This window comes from Pseudomonas sp. NPDC012596 (assembly GCF_042902325.1).
Classification (GTDB): Bacteria; Pseudomonadota; Gammaproteobacteria; order Pseudomonadales; family Pseudomonadaceae; genus Aquipseudomonas.
Genome location: NZ_JBIBEB010000002.1, coordinates 107673 through 126603, shown reverse-complemented (window position 1 = coordinate 126603; position 18931 = coordinate 107673). Strand labels below are relative to the sequence as shown.

General features: G+C 60.0%; 16 protein-coding genes. 9 read left to right on the top strand and 7 right to left on the bottom strand.

Going from position 1 to position 18931, the window contains the following annotated elements; genetic code table 11:
* Window positions 1-61: 61 nt before the first annotated feature.
* The 4 genes from yidC to rpmH are packed head-to-tail and all read right to left on the bottom strand — an operon-like array spanning window position 62 to window position 2537.
* Window positions 62-1744 carry a membrane protein insertase YidC gene (yidC, locus tag ACFY68_RS03100; RefSeq protein WP_387523197.1) on the bottom strand — a complete coding sequence of 561 codons (1683 nt, stop codon included), beginning with the start codon at window positions 1742-1744 and terminating at the stop codon, window positions 62-64.
* 2 nt (window positions 1745-1746) lie between these two features.
* On the bottom strand, window positions 1747-1992 hold the full coding sequence (gene yidD / locus ACFY68_RS03095) for a membrane protein insertion efficiency factor YidD (protein WP_080516506.1): 246 nt from the start codon (window positions 1990-1992) through the stop codon (window positions 1747-1749).
* Window positions 1985-2389, bottom strand: coding sequence for a ribonuclease P protein component (rnpA, locus tag ACFY68_RS03090; protein WP_346612860.1), 405 nt, complete (start codon window positions 2387-2389; stop codon window positions 1985-1987). The genes yidD and rnpA overlap by 8 nt, the downstream gene beginning before the upstream one ends.
* A 13-nt stretch (window positions 2390-2402) precedes the next feature.
* Complete coding sequence (rpmH, locus tag ACFY68_RS03085) at window positions 2403-2537, bottom strand: 50S ribosomal protein L34 (protein WP_003253163.1); 135 nt, start codon at window positions 2535-2537, stop codon at window positions 2403-2405.
* A gap of 597 nt (window positions 2538-3134) precedes the next feature.
* Between rpmH and dnaA the strand changes: the two genes are divergently transcribed.
* Genes dnaA through gyrB form a run of 4 tightly spaced genes read left to right on the top strand, consistent with a single transcriptional unit; the run spans window position 3135 to window position 9358 of the window.
* On the top strand, window positions 3135-4670 hold the full coding sequence (gene dnaA, locus ACFY68_RS03080) for a chromosomal replication initiator protein DnaA (protein ID WP_387523195.1): 1536 nt from the start codon (window positions 3135-3137) through the stop codon (window positions 4668-4670).
* Window positions 4671-4710: 40 nt separating this feature from the next.
* A complete protein-coding gene (gene dnaN, locus ACFY68_RS03075) occupies window positions 4711-5814 on the top strand; it encodes a DNA polymerase III subunit beta (RefSeq protein ID WP_346612734.1) in 1104 nt (367 codons plus the stop codon).
* A gap of 15 nt (window positions 5815-5829) precedes the next feature.
* The gene (gene recF / locus ACFY68_RS03070) at window positions 5830-6933 is read left to right on the top strand and encodes a DNA replication/repair protein RecF (RefSeq protein WP_387523193.1); all 1104 of its coding nucleotides are present in this window, start codon (window positions 5830-5832) and stop codon (window positions 6931-6933) included.
* A gap of 4 nt (window positions 6934-6937) precedes the next feature.
* Window positions 6938-9358: a DNA topoisomerase (ATP-hydrolyzing) subunit B gene (gene gyrB, locus ACFY68_RS03065; RefSeq protein WP_346612736.1), complete on the top strand. Its 2421-nt coding sequence runs from the start codon at window positions 6938-6940 to the stop codon at window positions 9356-9358.
* A gap of 69 nt (window positions 9359-9427) precedes the next feature.
* Here the strand turns inward: gyrB and ACFY68_RS03060 are convergent, their stop codons facing one another.
* Both ACFY68_RS03060 and ACFY68_RS03055 read right to left on the bottom strand, forming a co-directional pair.
* A complete protein-coding gene (locus ACFY68_RS03060) occupies window positions 9428-9853 on the bottom strand; it encodes an RcnB family protein (protein WP_387523190.1) in 426 nt (141 codons plus the stop codon).
* 122 nt (window positions 9854-9975) lie between these two features.
* A complete protein-coding gene (locus ACFY68_RS03055; protein ID WP_387523189.1) occupies window positions 9976-11268 on the bottom strand; it encodes a sigma-54 interaction domain-containing protein in 1293 nt (430 codons plus the stop codon).
* A gap of 222 nt (window positions 11269-11490) precedes the next feature.
* Here ACFY68_RS03055 and ACFY68_RS03050 point away from each other — a divergent pair, with 222 nt between their 5' ends.
* Genes ACFY68_RS03050 through ACFY68_RS03040 form a run of 3 tightly spaced genes read left to right on the top strand, consistent with a single transcriptional unit; the run spans window position 11491 to window position 14500 of the window.
* On the top strand, window positions 11491-12375 hold the full coding sequence (locus ACFY68_RS03050; protein ID WP_387523187.1) for an MBL fold metallo-hydrolase: 885 nt from the start codon (window positions 11491-11493) through the stop codon (window positions 12373-12375).
* A gap of 38 nt (window positions 12376-12413) precedes the next feature.
* Window positions 12414-13685, top strand: a complete 1272-nt coding sequence (locus ACFY68_RS03045) for an FAD/NAD(P)-binding oxidoreductase (RefSeq protein ID WP_387523185.1) — start codon at window positions 12414-12416, stop codon at window positions 13683-13685.
* Window positions 13682-14500, top strand: a complete 819-nt coding sequence (locus ACFY68_RS03040) for a sulfite exporter TauE/SafE family protein (RefSeq protein WP_387523183.1) — start codon at window positions 13682-13684, stop codon at window positions 14498-14500. Before ACFY68_RS03045 ends, ACFY68_RS03040 begins: the two co-directional genes overlap by 4 nt.
* On the opposite strand, the gene ACFY68_RS03035 is transcribed toward ACFY68_RS03040, so the two are convergent.
* Window positions 14489-15376 carry a LysR family transcriptional regulator gene (locus ACFY68_RS03035; protein WP_346612754.1) on the bottom strand — a complete coding sequence of 296 codons (888 nt, stop codon included), beginning with the start codon at window positions 15374-15376 and terminating at the stop codon, window positions 14489-14491. The genes ACFY68_RS03040 and ACFY68_RS03035 overlap by 12 nt on opposite strands.
* 126 nt (window positions 15377-15502) lie before the next feature.
* Here ACFY68_RS03035 and ACFY68_RS03030 point away from each other — a divergent pair, with 126 nt between their 5' ends.
* Both ACFY68_RS03030 and ACFY68_RS03025 read left to right on the top strand, forming a co-directional pair.
* On the top strand, window positions 15503-17149 hold the full coding sequence (locus ACFY68_RS03030; RefSeq protein WP_387523181.1) for a GMC family oxidoreductase: 1647 nt from the start codon (window positions 15503-15505) through the stop codon (window positions 17147-17149).
* 96 nt (window positions 17150-17245) lie between these two features.
* Complete coding sequence (locus ACFY68_RS03025) at window positions 17246-18865, top strand: MFS transporter (protein WP_387523179.1); 1620 nt, start codon at window positions 17246-17248, stop codon at window positions 18863-18865.
* Window positions 18866-18931 lie beyond the last annotated feature (66 nt).

Below are 18931 nucleotides of genomic sequence, written 5' to 3'. Positions count from 1 at the left end.
GACAGATAGCAAAAACGCCCCCGAGGGGGCGTTTTTATTCACAGGCTAGCGCAGTAGCCCGTCAAGCAGCAGCTTTTTTGGTCGCTGCCTCGATACGGCGGGTGATGTACCACTGCTGCGAAATCGACAGGCAGTTGTTCACAACCCAGTACAGCACCAGGCCAGCCGGGAACCACAGGAAGAAGAAGGTGAAGATGATTGGCATCATTTTCATCACCTTGGCCTGCATCGGATCCGGCGGCGTCGGGTTCAGGCGCTGCTGGATGAACATGGTGGCGCCCATGATGATCGGCAGGATGAAGAACGGATCCTTGATCGACAGGTCGGTGATCCACAGCATCCACGGGGCTTGGCGCATCTCTACGCTTTCCAGCAGTACCCAGTACAGGGCCAGGAATACTGGCATCTGAACCAGGATCGGCAGGCAGCCACCCAGCGGGTTGATCTTCTCTTTTTTGTACAGCTCCATCATCGCCTGGGACATCTTCTGGCGATCGTCACCGAAGCGTTCCTTCAGCGCAGCAAGCTTCGGCGCAACGGCACGCATACGCGCCATCGAGCGGTAGCTGGCAGCCGACAGCGGGAAGAACAGGCCCTTGATAAGCATGGTCAGGACGATGATAGACCAGCCCCAGTTACCCAACAGGCTGTGGATATGTTGCAGCAGCCAGAAGATCGGCTGGGCGATGAACCACAGGAAGCCGTAGTCGACGGTCAGTTCCAGGCCTGGGGACAACTCCTTGAGCTTGGACTGAATTTTCGGACCGGCGTACAGCATCGCGCTGGTTTCGACCTTGCCGCCAGCAGGTACGCTGATGGTTGGGCCGGTGTAGCCGATGATGTAGTTGCCCTGGCTGTCCTTGCGCGTCTGAACAACGTTGTTGTCGGACTTGGCAGGGATCCAAGCAGTCACGAAGTAGTGCTGCAGCCAGGCAACCCAGCCGCCGGACACATTTTCTTTCAAACTACCTTTGTCGATGTCCTTCATCGACACTTTCTTGTACGGCTCACCGGCTGTCCACAGGGCAGCGCCCAGGTAGGTGGCAGTACCGGTTGCAGTGCTCGAAGATGGATCGCCGCTGGCGTCACGCTTGAGCTGGGCAAACATGTTGCCGCTCCAGGCCTGGCCGCTCTGGTTGTCGATCAGGTAGCTGACGTTCAGGTCGTACTCACCGCGCTTGAAGCTGAAGCGCTTGATGTAGTTGACGCCGTTGTCGCTGAACTTCAGGTCGACTACCAGTTGTTCCTGGCCGTTGGCCAGCTGGTAGGACTTCTGCTCGGCTGCATAGAGCGGACGGCCGGTAGAACGGGCATCCGGGCCATTGGCGCCGGTCAGGCCGCTCTGGGCCAGGTACACACGCTCGCCACCGTTGTCGAACAGCTGGAACGGAATGTCCGGATGGTCCTGACGGCGTGGGTACTTCGGCAGGTTCAGCTGGACGATGTCACCGCCGACTGGGTCGATAGCCAGTTCCAGCACATCGGTCTTGACCCGGATCAGATCCTTGCTGAGTGCAACGGGTGCCAGTTCGGCAGGGCTCGCCTCGCCGTTGGCGCTCGGTACATCGGCGCTGGCGCCGTTGTTTGCGGCAGGTACGCCATCGGGCAGGCCCGGAGCAACTGTGCTGGCAGCAGTATTCTGAGTCGGCAGGGCAGCCTGGCCGTAGTCATCGTTCCACTTCAGGACCATGACGTAGGACACGATTGCCAGGGCGGCGATCAGGATCGTGCGTTTAATATCCATGATTACTCGGCTATCGAAGAAGTTCGGGAGGAAGGCGCGGGGGGAACGGGATCGAAACCACCGTCGTTCCACGGATGACAACGCCCCAGGCGACGAACGGTTAGCCACCCGCCACGCAAGAGGCCATGAGTTTCAATGGCTTCTAACGCATAACAGGAGCAACTGGGGTAGAAACGACAGTGGCTGGCCATCAGAGGACTGATGGCGTAACGGTAAAACTGGATCGGAACGAGGGCCAGTTTACGCATTTTGACTGTCTACCCCTGCGGAATTGGCGTCTGCCGCTGGAGTGGGCCGGCTGCGCGCCAGGCGTTTCCAGAGCTTGCCAAAGTGTTGGTGCAATTCCGGGTTTTCTATCTCACCCAATCCCTTGCGCGCGACGATCACTATGTCCAGGCCAGCCAGCATGTGCTGGTGCAGACGGAAGGAATCGCGCATCAAGCGCTTGAGGCGATTGCGTTGAACAGCGAGCTTGACGCTCTTCTTGCCGATCACCAAGCCGAGGCGTGGGTGATCGAGACCGTTCTCGCGAGCAAGGATCAGCAGGTTTTTCCCTGGAACCTTGCCGGTTGGGGAGTCGAAGACCGCTTTGAAGTGCCGGGGTGTAAGCAGTCGCTTTTCCCGACTGAAGTCCTGACTCACCACCTGTGCCGAAAAATCAAATGGCCAGACGCTTACGGCCTTTGGCACGACGACGCGACAGAACAGCGCGGCCGTTCTTGGTTGCCATACGGGCACGGAAGCCGTGGGTGCGAGCGCGCTTGATGGTGCTTGGTTGGAAAGTACGTTTCATGGCGTTGTTACCTGGGTTTGTCGACAACGGGCCGGAATGGCCCCCTTTTTAAGAGATCGGCGATTCTAGAGAAAGCAAGCCAATAGGTCAATTTCCAACCAGCCTTTCCTTATGGATGGTGCTGTGGCTGACCCCTTCCAACGTTCGTCGGGGCGGAGCATGACCGAGCAGGCAGACGGACGACAAAATGAAAAAAAAGAAGAGACATATAAAAAGCTTTTTTGAATAACTTATAAATCTTAAGTGGATAAGTATCTGTGGATAAAACCCTAGAGGCCATGGCTCATGGGCTGTACAGAGTTTTGAAACGTTGTCCACAACCGGTGCTGCGCTTGTGTCACGGCTGAGCATAGCCTGTGGATGAAAAGCGTCATTATCCACAGGTGAGTTATCAACAGGGCTCACCCCAGGGTTGTGCATAGCCCTCAGGTACGGTTATCCACAGAGCTTATTCACAGTGCAGAAGTGCCTTTTTGGTCGCTAAATGGCTGTTTTGTCATGACTCTGAATGTTTCCACATGTGGATAACTGGTCGCTCGACCGGTACAATGGCGGTTTGTTTTTGCCTCATCCGGCTTTCAAACTCAGGGGATATCCGTGTCAGTGGAACTTTGGCAGCAGTGCGTGGAGCTTCTGCGCGATGAACTGCCTGCCCAGCAATTCAACACCTGGATCCGTCCACTACAGGTCGAAGCCGAAGGCGACGAGTTGCGCGTGTATGCGCCTAACCGTTTCGTTCTCGATTGGGTGAATGAAAAGTACCTCGGCCGTCTGCTCGAACTGTTGGGTGAGAACGGGACCGGCATTGCGCCTGCCCTTTCCTTGTTAATAGGCAGCCGTCGCAGCTCCGCCCCGCGCGCTGCACCTAATGCACCTGTCAGCGCGGCGGTAGCTGCTTCTCTTGCGCAGAATCCTGCGCAACCTGCAGCCGCACCCGTCATGGCGGTCGCTGGCCCAGTGTCGTCGCCGGTGGCCGAGCCAGTGATGGCCAACGACCCGGCCGAGCCGTCTTCGCGCGACACTTATGACTCGATGGCCGACAGCGCTCCGGCACCCGTCGCATCGGGTCGCACCGAACAGCGCAACGTGCAGGTAGAAGGTGCGCTCAAGCACACCAGCTACCTGAACCGCACCTTCACCTTCGAAACGTTCGTCGAAGGTAAGTCGAACCAACTGGCCCGCGCTGCTGCCTGGCAGGTTGCCGACAACCCCAAGCACGGTTACAACCCGCTGTTTTTGTATGGCGGCGTAGGCCTGGGCAAGACGCACCTGATGCACGCTGTGGGTAACCACCTGTTGAAGAAGAACCCGAATGCCAAGGTGGTCTACCTGCATTCCGAGCGTTTCGTCGCCGACATGGTCAAGGCCTTGCAGCTCAATGCGATCAATGAATTCAAACGCTTCTACCGTTCGGTCGATGCGTTGCTGATCGATGACATCCAGTTCTTCGCCCGCAAGGAGCGCTCGCAGGAGGAGTTTTTCCACACCTTCAACGCGCTGCTTGAAGGTGGTCAGCAGGTGATTCTTACCAGCGACCGCTATCCGAAAGAGATCGAAGGCCTGGAAGAGCGCCTGAAGTCGCGTTTCGGGTGGGGGTTGACGGTGGCCGTGGAGCCGCCGGAGCTGGAAACCCGCGTGGCGATCCTGATGAAGAAGGCCGACCAGGCAAAGGTCGAGCTGCCGCACGATGCGGCGTTCTTCATCGCCCAGCGTATTCGCTCCAACGTGCGTGAGCTTGAAGGCGCATTGAAGCGGGTTATCGCCCACTCGCACTTCATGGGCCGCGACATCACCATCGAGCTGATTCGTGAATCGCTGAAGGACTTGCTGGCGCTGCAAGACAAACTGGTGAGTGTGGATAACATTCAGCGCACTGTCGCTGAGTACTACAAGATCAAGATCTCCGATCTGTTGTCCAAGCGCCGTTCACGCTCGGTCGCGCGCCCGCGTCAGGTTGCCATGGCGTTGTCCAAGGAGCTGACAAACCACAGTCTGCCGGAGATCGGCGACATGTTTGGCGGCCGTGACCACACCACCGTGCTGCATGCCTGCCGCAAGATCAACGAACTGAAGGAATCCGACGCGGACATCCGCGAGGACTACAAGAACCTGCTGCGCACGCTGACTACCTGATGGCCGTCAGCGCAGCTAATTGAAGGCAAGGGACTAGACCATGCATTTCACCATTCAACGCGAAGCCCTGTTGAAACCCCTGCAACTGGTCGCCGGTGTCGTCGAGCGCCGTCAGACCTTGCCGGTCCTGTCCAACGTACTGCTGGTCGTGCAAGGCCAGCAGTTGTCGTTGACCGGTACCGACCTGGAAGTCGAACTGGTAGGCCGCGTGCAACTGGAAGAGCCGGCAGAGCCCGGCGAAATCACTGTCCCGGCGCGCAAGCTGATGGACATCTGCAAGAGCCTGCCGAACGACGTTCTGATCGATATCAAGGTCGACGAGCAGAAGCTGTTGGTCAAGGCCGGCCGTAGCCGTTTCACCCTGTCGACCCTGCCTGCCAACGACTTTCCGACGGTGGAAGAAGGCCCGGGTTCGCTCACCTGCAACCTGGAGCAGAGCAAGCTGCGCCGCCTGATCGAGCGCACCAGTTTCGCCATGGCTCAACAGGACGTGCGTTACTACCTCAACGGCATGCTGCTAGAGGTATCCCGTAATACCCTGCGCGCAGTCTCTACTGATGGTCACCGTCTCGCCCTGTGCTCCATGAGCGCAGCCATCGAGCAGGATGAGCGTCACCAGGTCATCGTGCCGCGTAAAGGTATTCTTGAGCTGGCGCGCCTGCTGACCGACCCGGAAGGCATGGTCAGCATCGTCCTGGGTCAGCACCACATCCGTGCGACCACCGGCGAATTCACCTTCACCTCGAAACTGGTGGACGGCAAGTTCCCGGATTACGAGCGTGTACTGCCCAAGGGCGGTGACAAGCTGGTGATCGGCGACCGTCAGGCGCTGCGTGAAGCGTTCAGCCGCACCGCGATCTTGTCTAACGAGAAGTACCGCGGTATCCGCCTGCAGTTGGCTGCAGGTCAGCTGAAGATTCAGGCCAACAACCCTGAGCAGGAAGAGGCAGAAGAAGAGATCAGCGTGGACTATGAAGGCACCTCGCTCGAGATCGGCTTCAACGTCAGCTACCTGCTGGACGTATTGGGTGTGATGACTACAGAACAGGTACGTCTGATTCTGTCCGACTCCAACAGCAGTGCGCTGCTGCAGGAAGCGGGCAATGACGACTCGTCCTACGTTGTCATGCCGATGCGTCTGTAACACGTAGCAGGCCTAATGTCCCTTAGACGTATCATGGTCACCGCGGTGCGAAATCTGCACCCGGTGACCCTCTCACCCTCCCCGCGCATCAATATCCTCTACGGCGCCAACGGCAGCGGCAAGACGAGTGTGCTTGAAGCGATTCACTTGCTTGGGCTTGCCAGGTCGTTTCGCAGCACTCGCCTGAACCCTGTAATTCAGTACGAGCAAGCGGCGTGCACCGTTTTTGGCGAAGTGCAGTTGGCCGAAGGTGGCACTACCAATCTGGGCGTATCGCGTGAGCGGGCAGGCGATTTCACTATTCGTATTGACGGGCAGAACGCCAAGAGCGCCGCTCAGCTGGCTGAGCTTTTGCCGCTACAGCTGATCAACCCAGACAGTTTCCGCTTACTGGAAGGTGCGCCGAAGATCCGGCGGCAGTTTCTGGATTGGGGAGTGTTCCACGTGGAACCCCGCTTTATGCCGGCCTGGCAACGGCTGCAGAAGGCGCTGCGGCAGCGGAACTCATGGTTGCGGCATGGTACACTTGACCCAGCTTCGCAAGCGGCCTGGGACCGGGAATTGTGCCTCGCCAGTGCCGAAATAGATGAATACCGTCGCAACTACATCAAGGCCTTGAAGCCCGTCTTCGAGCAAACCCTGAGCGAATTGGTCGAGCTGGACGGGTTGACCCTGAGCTACTACCGAGGCTGGGACAAGGACCGGGAACTCAACGAAGTACTCGCCTCTTCTCTTCTTCGCGATCAGCAGATGGGCCATACCCAGGCCGGTCCGCAACGTGCCGATCTACGTCTTCGTCTGGCTGCCAACAACGCAGCCGACATCTTGTCGCGTGGTCAGCAAAAGTTGGTGGTATGTGCATTGCGCATTGCCCAAGGTCACCTCGTTAGCCAGGCCCGCCGCGGACACTGTATTTATCTGGTGGATGACTTGCCGTCCGAACTGGACGATCTGCATCGCCGCGCGCTGTGCCGCTTGCTTGAAGAATTACGCTGCCAGGTGTTCATCACCTGTGTAGATCACGAATTACTGAGGGAAGGCTGGCAGACGGAAACGCCAGTTGCTTTGTTCCACGTGGAACAAGGCTGTATCACCCAGACCCACGACCATCGGGAGTGAAGGCATGAGCGAAAATCAAACGTACGACTCCTCCAGCATTAAGGTGCTGAAAGGTTTGGATGCCGTGCGCAAGCGTCCCGGCATGTACATTGGCGACACCGATGACGGTAGCGGCCTGCACCACATGGTCTTCGAGGTGGTCGACAACTCGATCGACGAAGCCCTCGCCGGGCACTGCGATGACATCACCGTCATCATCCACACGGATGAATCCATCAGTGTGCGCGACAACGGTCGCGGCATTCCGGTCGACGTGCATAAAGAAGAAGGCGTTTCCGCAGCCGAGGTCATCATGACCGTGCTGCACGCTGGCGGTAAGTTCGACGACAACTCCTACAAGGTTTCCGGCGGTCTGCACGGTGTAGGTGTTTCGGTTGTAAACGCCCTTTCCGAGAAGCTGGTACTCACCGTTCGCCGTAGTGGCAAGATCTGGGAACAGACCTACGTACACGGTGTTCCACAGGCGCCTATGGCCATTGTGGGCGAAAGCGAAACCACCGGTACTCACATCCACTTCAAGCCGTCAGCTGAAACCTTCAAGAACATTCACTTCAGTTGGGACATCCTGGCCAAGCGGATTCGTGAACTGTCGTTCCTGAACTCTGGCGTGGGTATCCTGCTGAAGGACGAGCGCTCGGGTAAGGAAGAGTACTTCAAATATGAAGGCGGCCTGCGTGCGTTCGTTGAGTACCTGAACACCAACAAGACTCCGGTCAACTCCCAGGTGTTCCACTTCAACGTGCAGCGTGACGATGGCGTGGGTGTTGAAGTCGCCCTGCAGTGGAACGACAGCTTCAACGAAAACCTGCTGTGCTTCACCAACAACATCCCGCAGCGCGATGGTGGTACTCACCTGGTCGGTTTCCGTTCCTCGCTGACCCGTAGCTTGAACAGCTACATCGAGCAGGAAGGCCTGGCGAAGAAAAACAAGGTCGCCACCACCGGTGACGATGCCCGTGAAGGCCTGACCGCGATTATTTCGGTCAAGGTACCGGACCCTAAGTTCAGCTCGCAGACCAAGGACAAGCTGGTCTCCTCGGAGGTGAAAACCGCCGTGGAACAGGAGATGAACAAGTACTTCTCCGACTTCCTGCTGGAAAACCCGAACGAAGCCAAAGCGGTTGTCGGCAAGATGATCGACGCAGCCCGCGCCCGTGAAGCAGCGCGCAAGGCTCGTGAAATGACGCGCCGTAAAGGTGCGCTGGACATCGCTGGCCTGCCGGGCAAACTGGCGGACTGCCAGGAGAAGGACCCTGCCCTTTCCGAACTGTACCTGGTGGAGGGTGACTCCGCAGGTGGTTCGGCCAAGCAAGGCCGTAACCGTCGTACCCAGGCAATCCTGCCGCTGAAGGGCAAGATCCTCAACGTCGAGAAAGCGCGTTTCGACAAGATGATCTCGTCCCAGGAAGTGGGCACGCTGATCACTGCGCTGGGCTGTGGCATCGGCCGCGAAGAGTACAACATCGACAAGCTGCGCTATCACAACATCATCATCATGACCGATGCTGACGTTGACGGTTCGCACATTCGTACCTTGTTGCTGACCTTCTTCTTCCGTCAGCTGCCTGAGCTGGTCGAGCGTGGCTACATCTACATTGCGCAGCCACCGCTGTACAAGGTGAAGAAAGGCAAGCAGGAGCAGTACATCAAGGACGACGAGGCCATGGAAGAATACATGACCCAATCGGCCCTCGAAGATGCCAGCCTGCACCTGGACGAATCGGCGCCAGCCGTTTCCGGTGTACAACTGGAAGCGTTGGTCAACGAATTCCGTAGCGTGATGAAGACGCTCAAGCGTTTGTCGCGCCTGTACCCGGAAGAGCTGACCGAGCACTTCATCTACCTGCCGGAAGTCACCCTGGAGCAGCTGGGCGACCACGCTGTCATGGAGAGCTGGTTGGCTAAACTGCAGGAGCGCCTTAACAACAGCCAGAAGTCTGGCCTGGCGTACAAGGCCACGCTGCGCGAAGACAAGGAACGTAATGTGTGGCTGCCGGAAGTGGAAATTACCTCCCACGGCCTGGCCAGCTACATCACCTTCAACCGCGACTTCTTCGGCAGTAATGACTACCGTACTGTGGTCAACATCGGCTCCAAGCTGGCTAGCCTGCTGGGTGAAGGTGCCTACGTGCAGCGCGGTGAGCGTCGCAAGGCGATTGTCGAGTTCAAGGAAGGCCTCGATTGGCTGATGAACGAGACCACCAAGCGTCACACCATTCAGCGATACAAAGGGCTGGGTGAGATGAACCCGGACCAGCTGTGGGAAACCACGATGGACCCAACCGTGCGCCGCATGCTCAAGGTCACCATCGAAGATGCGATCGCCGCGGACCAGATCTTCAACACCCTGATGGGTGATGCGGTCGAGCCACGTCGCGAGTTCATCGAGAGCAACGCCCTGTCGGTATCGAACCTGGACTTCTGATTCGGTAGATTGACCGCCAATAAAAAGCCCGCGCAAGCGGGCTTTTTATTGGCTGCTGATTTCAAGGCTTCAATAGCCGGTCAGAATGTTCGCGATTACCCCTGACGCAATCGCCACCAATACGTAGTCGCCGTTAACGTACAACCAGCGGTGGTCGCGCGGCGGTGGCGACAGGTGACGGGCGCGCCAGTCAGTTACCCAGTAGCGGTCATCACGGTAGTGCGGGTCCACAACATGGCCGCGTTGCCATTGCTGGTGAGGTATGGGCATACCCGGTTGCGGGCGGTAGTTGGGGTTGCGGTAGCCCTGAGCGTGGCCGTTGCCGGGTTTGCCTTGTGGCTGCGGATGCCCCTGCTGCTGCCCTTTATGTGGGCGACCCTGATCCTGGTGCGATGGGCCGCCATCGTGCCCCTGAGGTGGGCCAGGTTGAGCGAAGCTGGCCAGTGGTGCGCTGAGCATCAGCGTGGCGCAGAGCACGGAGATGGTTTTTTTCATCGAATGTCGATCCTTGCAAGTTCACGCCCGGCGGTTTGATCGGGACGCCTGGTACGGTTGATACGTCAGACCATGATTCGATCAGAGTAATCCGTGCCCAGAGGTAAAGGTCCGGTAAAGAACTAAGGTGCGCTCAGCCCCAAGGCTTTCAAGCGCCGATACAGGGTGCGTTCACTCATGCCCAGGTGGCGCGCCAATTCACTGCGTGGCCCTTGGAACTGCGCCAGCGCATGGGCCAGGTCACTCAGGTTGTTCCCCCTGCTCAACCCGGCTGGCTGAGGGTTGATATCCTCCGGCAGGTGCTCAGGCCGGATCAGCCCGTCATCGGCAAACAATCGTGCCCGCTCCAGGATGTTGCGCAGTTCGCGAATGTTGCCGGGGAACGGATGCAGTGACAGTTGCTGCAGTGCCTCAGCTGTCAGGCTTGCGCTGGGTTTGCCAGCCATGCGTTGCAACAGGCTCTGCGCGAGCAGTGGCAGGTCCTCTACCCGCTCGCGCAACGCGGGCAAGCGGATCGGAAAACCACTGATGCGGTAATACAGGTCTTCACGGAAAGTACCTGCTGCCACCATCTGCTTGAGCGGTTTATGAGTAGCTGACACCAGGCGGAAATCCGCATGCACGGTCCGTGTGCTACCAACCGGGCGGAAACTGCCGGACTCGATCAGACGCAGCAATTTGACCTGCATCGCCAGCGGCACTTCGCCGATCTCGTCGAGGAATAGCGTACCGCCATGGGCAGCTTCGGCAAGGCCGACCTTGCGTTGGTGGGCACCGGTAAAGGCGCCCTTCTCGTAGCCGAACAATTCACTCTCGAACAGCGACTCGGTCAGGCCGGTACAGTCCACTACTACCAGGGGGCCATTGGCCCGTGGGCTGCCCATATGGATCGCTCGGGCGAACAGCTCTTTGCCGGTGCCTGATTCGCCTTGGAGCAATACCGGGATCTGTGCGGGTGCTGCCCGTTGCAAGCTGCCCAGCGCGGCCTTGAACGCCGGCGCACGGCCGACCAGGCCCTGTTGCTGAGGCTGTGCCGAGGCCAGCGTGATTGTGGTCAGGCGCTCGACAAAGGCCACCACCCTACCCTGCTCATCCAGGATCGGCCGCAGTTCCACATCCACATGTTCGGGCCCGCGCGGGGTGTGGTGAATGTGCAGTACGCGCTCCGGCAGCTTACTGTCCCAGGCCTTGCGCATCGGGCAATGCTCGCCAGCCTGATCGCAAGGCACGGCGTAGTGATGGGAAACCCGGTGGCATTTCTCACCCAGCGGCGCCTGGTCGTCACGGCCGAATTGCCGGCGATAGGCAGCATTGGCGGCGAGGATGTTGTAGTCGGTGTCCAGTACGATGGTAGGCAGCGCATCGTGTTCGAGGTAGGAAACCAGAGCTAGGATGAGTGAATGGGAATCAGACATGACGGCACCGGATGGATAACCCGGCGCAGGGTAACAAGGACTGCCAAACACTGCCATTGGCTGACAGTCGACTGCCACTTCGGCTGACAGCCTGCCAGCCGCACGCCACTTAGGCCCGTTATTACTAGCCATGACGCTGGCAAATTCCTGGCATGGATCTTGATAAACCACCTGTCACCGCCTACGCCTGCACAAGGCGCGGTGGATTATTTGGAGAACGAGATGATCATCGGCAACAACTTGCACGTGGAAGCTTTCTACGACGAGGCGACCTCGACCATCAGCTACCTGGTGCTGGACCGTGAAACCAACCAGTGCGCGTTGATCGACAGCGTGCTGGATTACGACCCCAAGTCAGGCCGCACCTGCACTGCATCCGCCGATCGGCTTGTCGAGCGGGTACAGGCCTTGGGTGCCCAGGTACAGTGGGTGCTTGAAACCCATGTGCATGCCGACCACCTTTCGGCTGCGGCTTATCTCAAGGAAAAGCTCGGGGGCCACACCGCCATCGGTGCCGAAATAATCAAGGTACAGAAGACCTTCGGCGCCTTGTTCAACGCCGAGCCTGGCTTCGCCCGTGACGGCAGCCAGTTCGATGTGTTGCTGATGGATGAGGAAGGCTTTCGCATCGGCAACCTGCATGCACGTGCCCTGCATACCCCAGGGCATACACCGGCCTGCATGAGTTATCTGGTAATAGATGCCGGGGAACAGGCGCTGTTCGTGGGCGACACCCTGTTCATGCCCGACTACGGCACCGCGCGCTGCGACTTCCCTGGTGCCGACGCGCGTACCTTGTACAAGTCGATCCGGCGCCTGCTGGCCTTCCCGGACCAGACCAAGCTGTTCATGTGCCACGACTACCTGCCAGGCGGGCGCGATATGCAGTACGTCACCACTGTGGCTGAGCAGCGCGCCAACAATATCCACATCCATCAGGGTATCGACGAGGACAGCTTCGTGACCATGCGTGAAGCCCGCGACAAGACCCTGGAGATGCCGGTACTGATTCTGCCGTCGGTACAGGTCAACATGCGCAGCGGTCATTTCCCTGAGCCTGAAGATAACGGTGTGAGCTACCTGAAGATTCCGCTGAACAAGCTCTGAATGCCCTGCCCATAACCAGATTTCCAGGATTTACCGCCATGCCTGCCTTGTTGTCCCCTGCCACTTCCGACCACCACAAGGTGGTGATCGTCGGTGCCGGCGCTGCCGGAATCGCCACGGCTTCCAGCCTCATCAACCGCGACCCCTCACTGGACATTGCAGTGATCGACCCCGCGGACGTGCACTACTACCAACCTGGCTGGACCATGGTCGGCGCTGGCGTGTTCGACGCGCCGAGCACTGCTCGTACCATGGCTTCGAGCATTCCCCGGGGGGTGCACTGGGTCAAAGCGCGCGTGCAAGGTTTCGACCCATTGCGTCAGTTGGTCATGCTGGATGACGGCCGTTCCATCAGTTACGAACAATTGGTGGTCTGCCCTGGCCTTACGCTCGATTGGGCTGCCATCGACGGGCTCAGCGAAACCCTTGGCCGTAATGGCGTGACCTCCAATTACCGCTACGACCTTGCACCTTATACCTGGGAGCTGGTGCAAAGCCTCAAGCAAGGCCGCGCACTGTTCACCCAGCCGCCCATGCCGATCAAATGCGCGGGTGCGCCGCAGAAGGCGTTGTACCTGTCCTGCGACCATTGGTTGCGCCACGGTCAGCTGGGCGATGTTAAAGCCAGCTTCTTTAATGCCGGCGCCGTGCTGTTCGGTGTGCCCGACTATGTGCCTGCGCTGATGGCCTACATCGACAAGTATGGCGTCGACCTCAACTACAGCCAGCGCCTTGTGGCGGTAGATGGCCGCAACAAACGCGCCACGTTCGTGCGTACCCTGGCCGATGGCAGCAGCGAAAGCCGCACCGAGGCCTTCGACATGCTGCACGTGGTACCGCCGCAGGTAGCCCCGGACTTCATCCGCCAGAGCCTGTTGGCCGATGCTGCCGGCTGGGTCGATGTGGACCCGCATACCCTGCGCCATCGTCGATTCGCCAATATCCATGCCTTGGGTGATGTGGCCAGCACCAGTAATGCCAAGACCGCCGCCGCCGCGCGCAAGCAAGCGCCGGTGGTGGCCAACAACGTGCTGGTGGCGCTGGGTCGGTTGCCTACGCTCGCCCAGTACGATGGCTATGGCTCCTGCCCGCTGACCGTCGAGCGCGGCAAGATCGTCCTCGCCGAATTCACCTACGGTGGCAAAGTCGCGCCGAGTTTCCCTCGCTGGCTACTCGATGGCCGCAAGCCCACGCGCCTGGCCTGGCTGCTCAAGGCGCGGGTGCTGCCACCGCTGTACTGGCAAGGCATGCTCAAGGGGCGGGAGTGGATGGCCCGGCCCCAGCCGCTGGTAGCCGAGGCGACGCAGTGATCGAACATGAATTGCTCGGTGGTTTGTTGGGCGCGATCATCGGCGCGGTGCTGGCGCTGACCGGCGCAGGCGGTGGCATCCTGGCGGTGCCGCTGCTGGTGTTCGGCCTTGGCCTGTCGATGGTCGAAGCTGCGCCGATCGGGCTGCTTGCCGTAGGCCTTGCTGCTGCTGTCGGGGCGATACTCGGTTTGCGCCAAGGGCTGGTGCGTTATCGCGCGGCTGTGTTTATCGCCCTGATCGGCATCGCTGCAGCGCCACTCGGCCTGATGCTCGCCCACCGCTTGCCTGATACACCGTTGGCGCTGGTGTTCGCCGGGGTGCTGGTATATGCCTGCCTACGCATCTGGCGCAAGGCGGCCAGGGAGCTGCGTGGCGAAACCAACGACGCACACCGCTTTATCGAACCCTGCGTGCTCAACCCGTTGCAGGGCCGGCTGCGTTGGACGCTGCCCTGCGCAAGGGCACTGGCCATGACGGGCGCAGCTTCTGGGCTGTTGTCCGGCTTGCTGGGTGTGGGCGGCGGCTTCGTGATCATCCCAGCCTTGAACCGCTACACCAACCTGCGCATGAAAAGCATCGTCTCGACCTCGCTGGCGGTGATCGCACTGGTGTCCACCGGCAGCGTGGTCAGCGCCAGCCTGGCCGGTGTGATGCACTGGCGGGTCGGTGCACCGTTTGCCGTCGGCGCAGTGCTCGGTTTGCTGCTGGCGCGGCCATTGGCAAGCAAGCTGGCCGGGCCACGCCTGCAGCAGCTGTTCGCGGTGGTTGGCGTTGGCGCTGCGCTGCTGCTGGCCGGCAAGGCACTACTCGGCTAGCAGCTCGTCCTGCTCGGCCGCGCACAGCGCGAGCAGGTAGTCCCAGACCACCCGCAGGCGCACCGACTTGTGCAACTCGCGGCGGGTGCAGATCCAGTAACTGCGCTGGATGGTTTCGCTGGGTAGCACGCGCACCAGGCTCGGGTCGTGGCGGGCCATGTAGTTGGGTAGCACGGCGATGCCCAACCCTGCACGGGCAGCGGTTTGCTGGGCGATCACGCTGGTGCTGCGAAAGGCCACGCTGGGCGCCCGGCAGAAGCTGTTGAGGAACAGCAGTTCCTGGCTGAACAGCAGGTCGTCGACGTAACCAATCCAGCTATGCCGGGCGAGGTCTTCACGGTTGCGCAGGGGCGGCGCGCGGTCGAGATACGCCTGGCTGGCATACAACGCCAGGCGGTAGTCGGTGAGTTTGCGAGTGATCAGCAGGTCGGCGTTGGGCCGCTCGAGGTGAATGCTGATTTCCGCCTCGCGGTTGAGGATGCTGACAAACCGAGGCACTGCTACCAGTTCCACCTCAAGGCCCGGGTAACGCTCGAACAGCGGGTTCATGCGCGGGGTGAAGAACATGATGCCGATGCCTTCGGTCACCCCCAGTCGCACTTTGCCAAGCGGCGTGATGGCCTGGGTGATTTCTTCCTGCGCGAGCAGCGCGACGTTCTCCATGGCTTCGGCGTGCTTGAGCAATGCCTGGCCCGAGGGCGTCAGTTCGTAGCCTTGGGCGTGTTGCACGAACAGGGCAGTGCCCAGGCTCTTCTCGATGCTTTCGATGTGCCGGGCGACGGTGCTGTGGGTGGTGTTGAGGCGTTTGGCGGCGCTCAGCAGGCGGCCGCTGCGCTGCAACTCGAGGAAAAACCGCAGATCATTCCAGTCGAACATGCATCCTTTCCCTGTTTGTCGCTGTGCTAAAACGCACAACGGCTGCGCGAAATCACGTGTTCCCTCAGCGAAATTAATCAATAAGATGTGGGACGACAAGAATAAAAATCAGGCGCGAGGTTGCACATGCCATCAGCCGATTCTGTCTTCGATTACGTGGTCGTCGGTGCCGGTCCCGCCGGGTGCCTGCTGGCCAATCGTTTGTCTGCCGACCCTTCCTGCCGCGTGCTGCTGCTCGAAGCGGGCGGCCGCGATAACTATCCCTGGATTCATATCCCCGTCGGTTACCTCTACTGCATCGGCAACCCCCGCACCGACTGGTGCTTCAAGACGCAAGCGCAAGCCGGCCTGGGTGGCCGCAGCCTGGGTTATCCACGGGGCAAGGTGCTCGGTGGCTGTTCTTCGATCAACGGCATGATCTACATGCGTGGCCAAGCCGCCGATTACGACGCCTGGGCCGCCCAAGGCAACGACGGTTGGGCCTGGAATGACGTGCTGCCGCTGTTCAAGGCCAGCGAAAACCACTTTGCCGGCGCCAGCGAGCATCACGGTGGCGCTGGCGAATGGCGGGTAGAGCGCCAGCGTTACAGCTGGCCGATCCTCGACGCCTTCCGCGACGCTGCCGAACAGAGCGGTATCGGCAAGATCGACGATTTCAACACGGGTGACAACCTGGGCTGTGGATACTTTCAGGTGAACCAGCGCAGTGGTGTGCGCTGGAACGCATCCAAGGCTTTCCTGCGGCCTGTGCATAACCGCAACAACCTGACGGTGCTGACGGGTGTGCAGGTTGACCAGGTGTTGCTGAACAATACCCGCGCCCGCGCCGTGAAAGCGTTTTGGCAAGGCGCCTGGCATGAGTTCGCGGCGCGCCGCGAGATTATCCTTTGCGCTGGCGCCGTGGGCTCGCCCGGCATCCTGCAGCGCTCCGGTATCGGCCCGCGCCCACTGCTGGAAACCTTAGGCATAGGCGTACGCCACGACATGCCAGGTGTCGGCGGCAACCTGCAGGACCACCTGCAATTGCGCCTGATCTACCAGATCCGCAACACCCGCACCCTCAACCAGATGGCCAACAGTATGTGGGGCAAAATGGGCATGGGCCTGCGCTACCTCTACGACCGTAGCGGTCCGCTGGCCATGGCGCCGAGCCAACTGGGCGCGTTTGTGCGCTCCAGCCCGGAGCAGGCCACCGCCAACTTGCAGTATCACGTGCAACCCCTGTCGCTGGAGCGCTTCGGTGAGCCGCTGCATCGCTTCCCGGCTTTCACGGCGTCGGTGTGTAACCTGCGCCCGGTGAGCCGAGGGCGTATCGACATCCGCAGCGCGGACATGAACAGCGCACCGTCGATCGACCCCAACTACCTGAGCGACCCGCAAGACCTGCGCGTCGCCGCCGAGGCCATCCGCCTCACCCGGCGTATTGTCCAGGCCCCTGCTCTTGCGGCCTTCGACCCGCAGGAATACCTGCCAGGCGCTGCGCTGCAGAGCGAAGAGGACCTGTTCGAAGCCGCCGGCAAGATCGGCACGACCATTTTCCACCCAGTGGGTACCTGTCGCATGGGCAATGGCCCACTCGACGTTGTGGATAACCAGCTGCGCGTGCACGGCATCCCTGGCCTGCGCGTGGCGGATGCTTCGATCATGCCGCAGATCACCTCCGGCAATACCTGTTCACCCACGCTGATGATCGCCGAGAAGGCGGCACAACTCATTCTCAAGGGAGCGGCTACTCAAATCTACCTCAACGAAGACGCGCTACCGACGCCCTGACCGGGTGCGTGCAGTACCGGCAGCTTGCGGTCGAAGGCTGCCGACAGTGGAACAACAAGAATAATCACTGTGGCCTGCGGGCCGAGGACAGCAACGATGTCGGATTACATCCAAGAGCAGGGTACGACGGCGGCCAGCCCTAGCCGCCGTGAAGAACGCAAGATCATTTTCGCGTCATCCCTCGGGACGGTTTTCGAGTGGTATGACTTTTTTCTCTATGGCGCGCTGGCCGCGGTCATCAGCAAACAATTCTTTGCTGGGGTGAACGACACCACCGCCTTCATCTTTGCCCTGATGGCCTTTGCCGCCGGCTTTCTGGTGCGGCCCTTCGGCGCGCTGGTGTTCGGCCGCCTGGGTGACATGATCGGGCGCAAGTACACCTTCCTGGTGACCATCGTGCTGATGGGCCTGTCGACCTTTGCCGTGGGCCTGCTGCCGACCTACGCCAGCATCGGCATTGCTGCGCCGATCATCCTGGTGATCCTGCGCATGCTCCAGGGCCTGGCGCTGGGTGGTGAGTACGGTGGTGCGGCCACCTATGTGGCGGAACACGCGCCGCACGGCAAGCGCGGTTTCCACACTGGCTTCATCCAGTCCACCGCCACCCTCGGCCTGCTGTTGTCATTGCTGGTGGTACTGGGCAGCCGCTATATCAGTGGCGACCAGTTCGAGACCTGGGGCTGGCGCCTGCCCTTCCTGCTGTCGATCGTGCTGCTGGCGATTTCGACGTGGATCCGCATGAGCATGCACGAGTCGCCGGCCTTCGTGAAAATGAAGGCCCAGGGCAAGATCAGCAAGTCGCCGATCCGTGAGTCGTTCACCTCGTGGCCCAACCTCAAGGTGGTGCTCACTGCGCTGTTCAGTATCAATGCCGGCCAGGCTGTGACCTTCTATACGGCGCAGTTCTACGTGCTGTTCTTCATGACCCAGATGCTCAAGATGGACCCGGCACAGGCCAATACCCTGCTGATCATCAGCGTGGTGATCGGTGCGCCATTCTTCGTGTTCTTCGGTTGGCTGTCCGATCGTGTCGGACGTAAACCAATCCTGATGCTCGGCCTGTTGCTGGCCACCGTCCTGTACTTCCCACTGTTCAAGGCCCTCAGCCACTACGCCAACCCACAGATCGACATGGCCAGCCGCCAAGCGCCGATCGTGGTCACCGCTGACCCGCAAGGCTGCACCTTCCAGTTCGACCCGGTCGGCAAGGCGCGCTTCGACAGCCCTTGCGACAAGGTAAAGACCTTCCTGGTCAAGCAGGGCCTGCCGTACAGCTCTGTGAATGTGGCCGGCAGCCAGGTGGTGGTGAACATTGGCGACAAGAGCATCAATGGCTTTGACGAAACCGCCATGCGCACGGCAATCGAGCAGGCTGGCTACCCGGCGAAGGCGGACCCGGCGCAGGTCAACCAGGTGATGGTAGTGGTGCTGATCGTAGCGATGATCCTGATCGCGACCATGACCTATGGGCCACTGGCAGCCGTCATGGTCGAGCTGTTCCCCACCCGTATCCGCTACACCTCGATGTCCCTGCCCTACCACATCGGCAATGGCTGGTTCGGCGGGTTCTTGCCCACGGTGTCGTTTGCACTGGTGGTGTACACCGGGGATATCTTCTACGGGCTGTGGTACCCGGTGCTGGTGACGGGGATCAGCCTGGTGGTGGGCATGTTCTGCCTGAAAGAAACCAAGGATGTAGATATCGACAAGGTCTGACTGAAGCCATAAAAAAACCGGCTGTAAAAGCCGGTTTTCTTATGCCTCGAAAAAACTTATGCACGT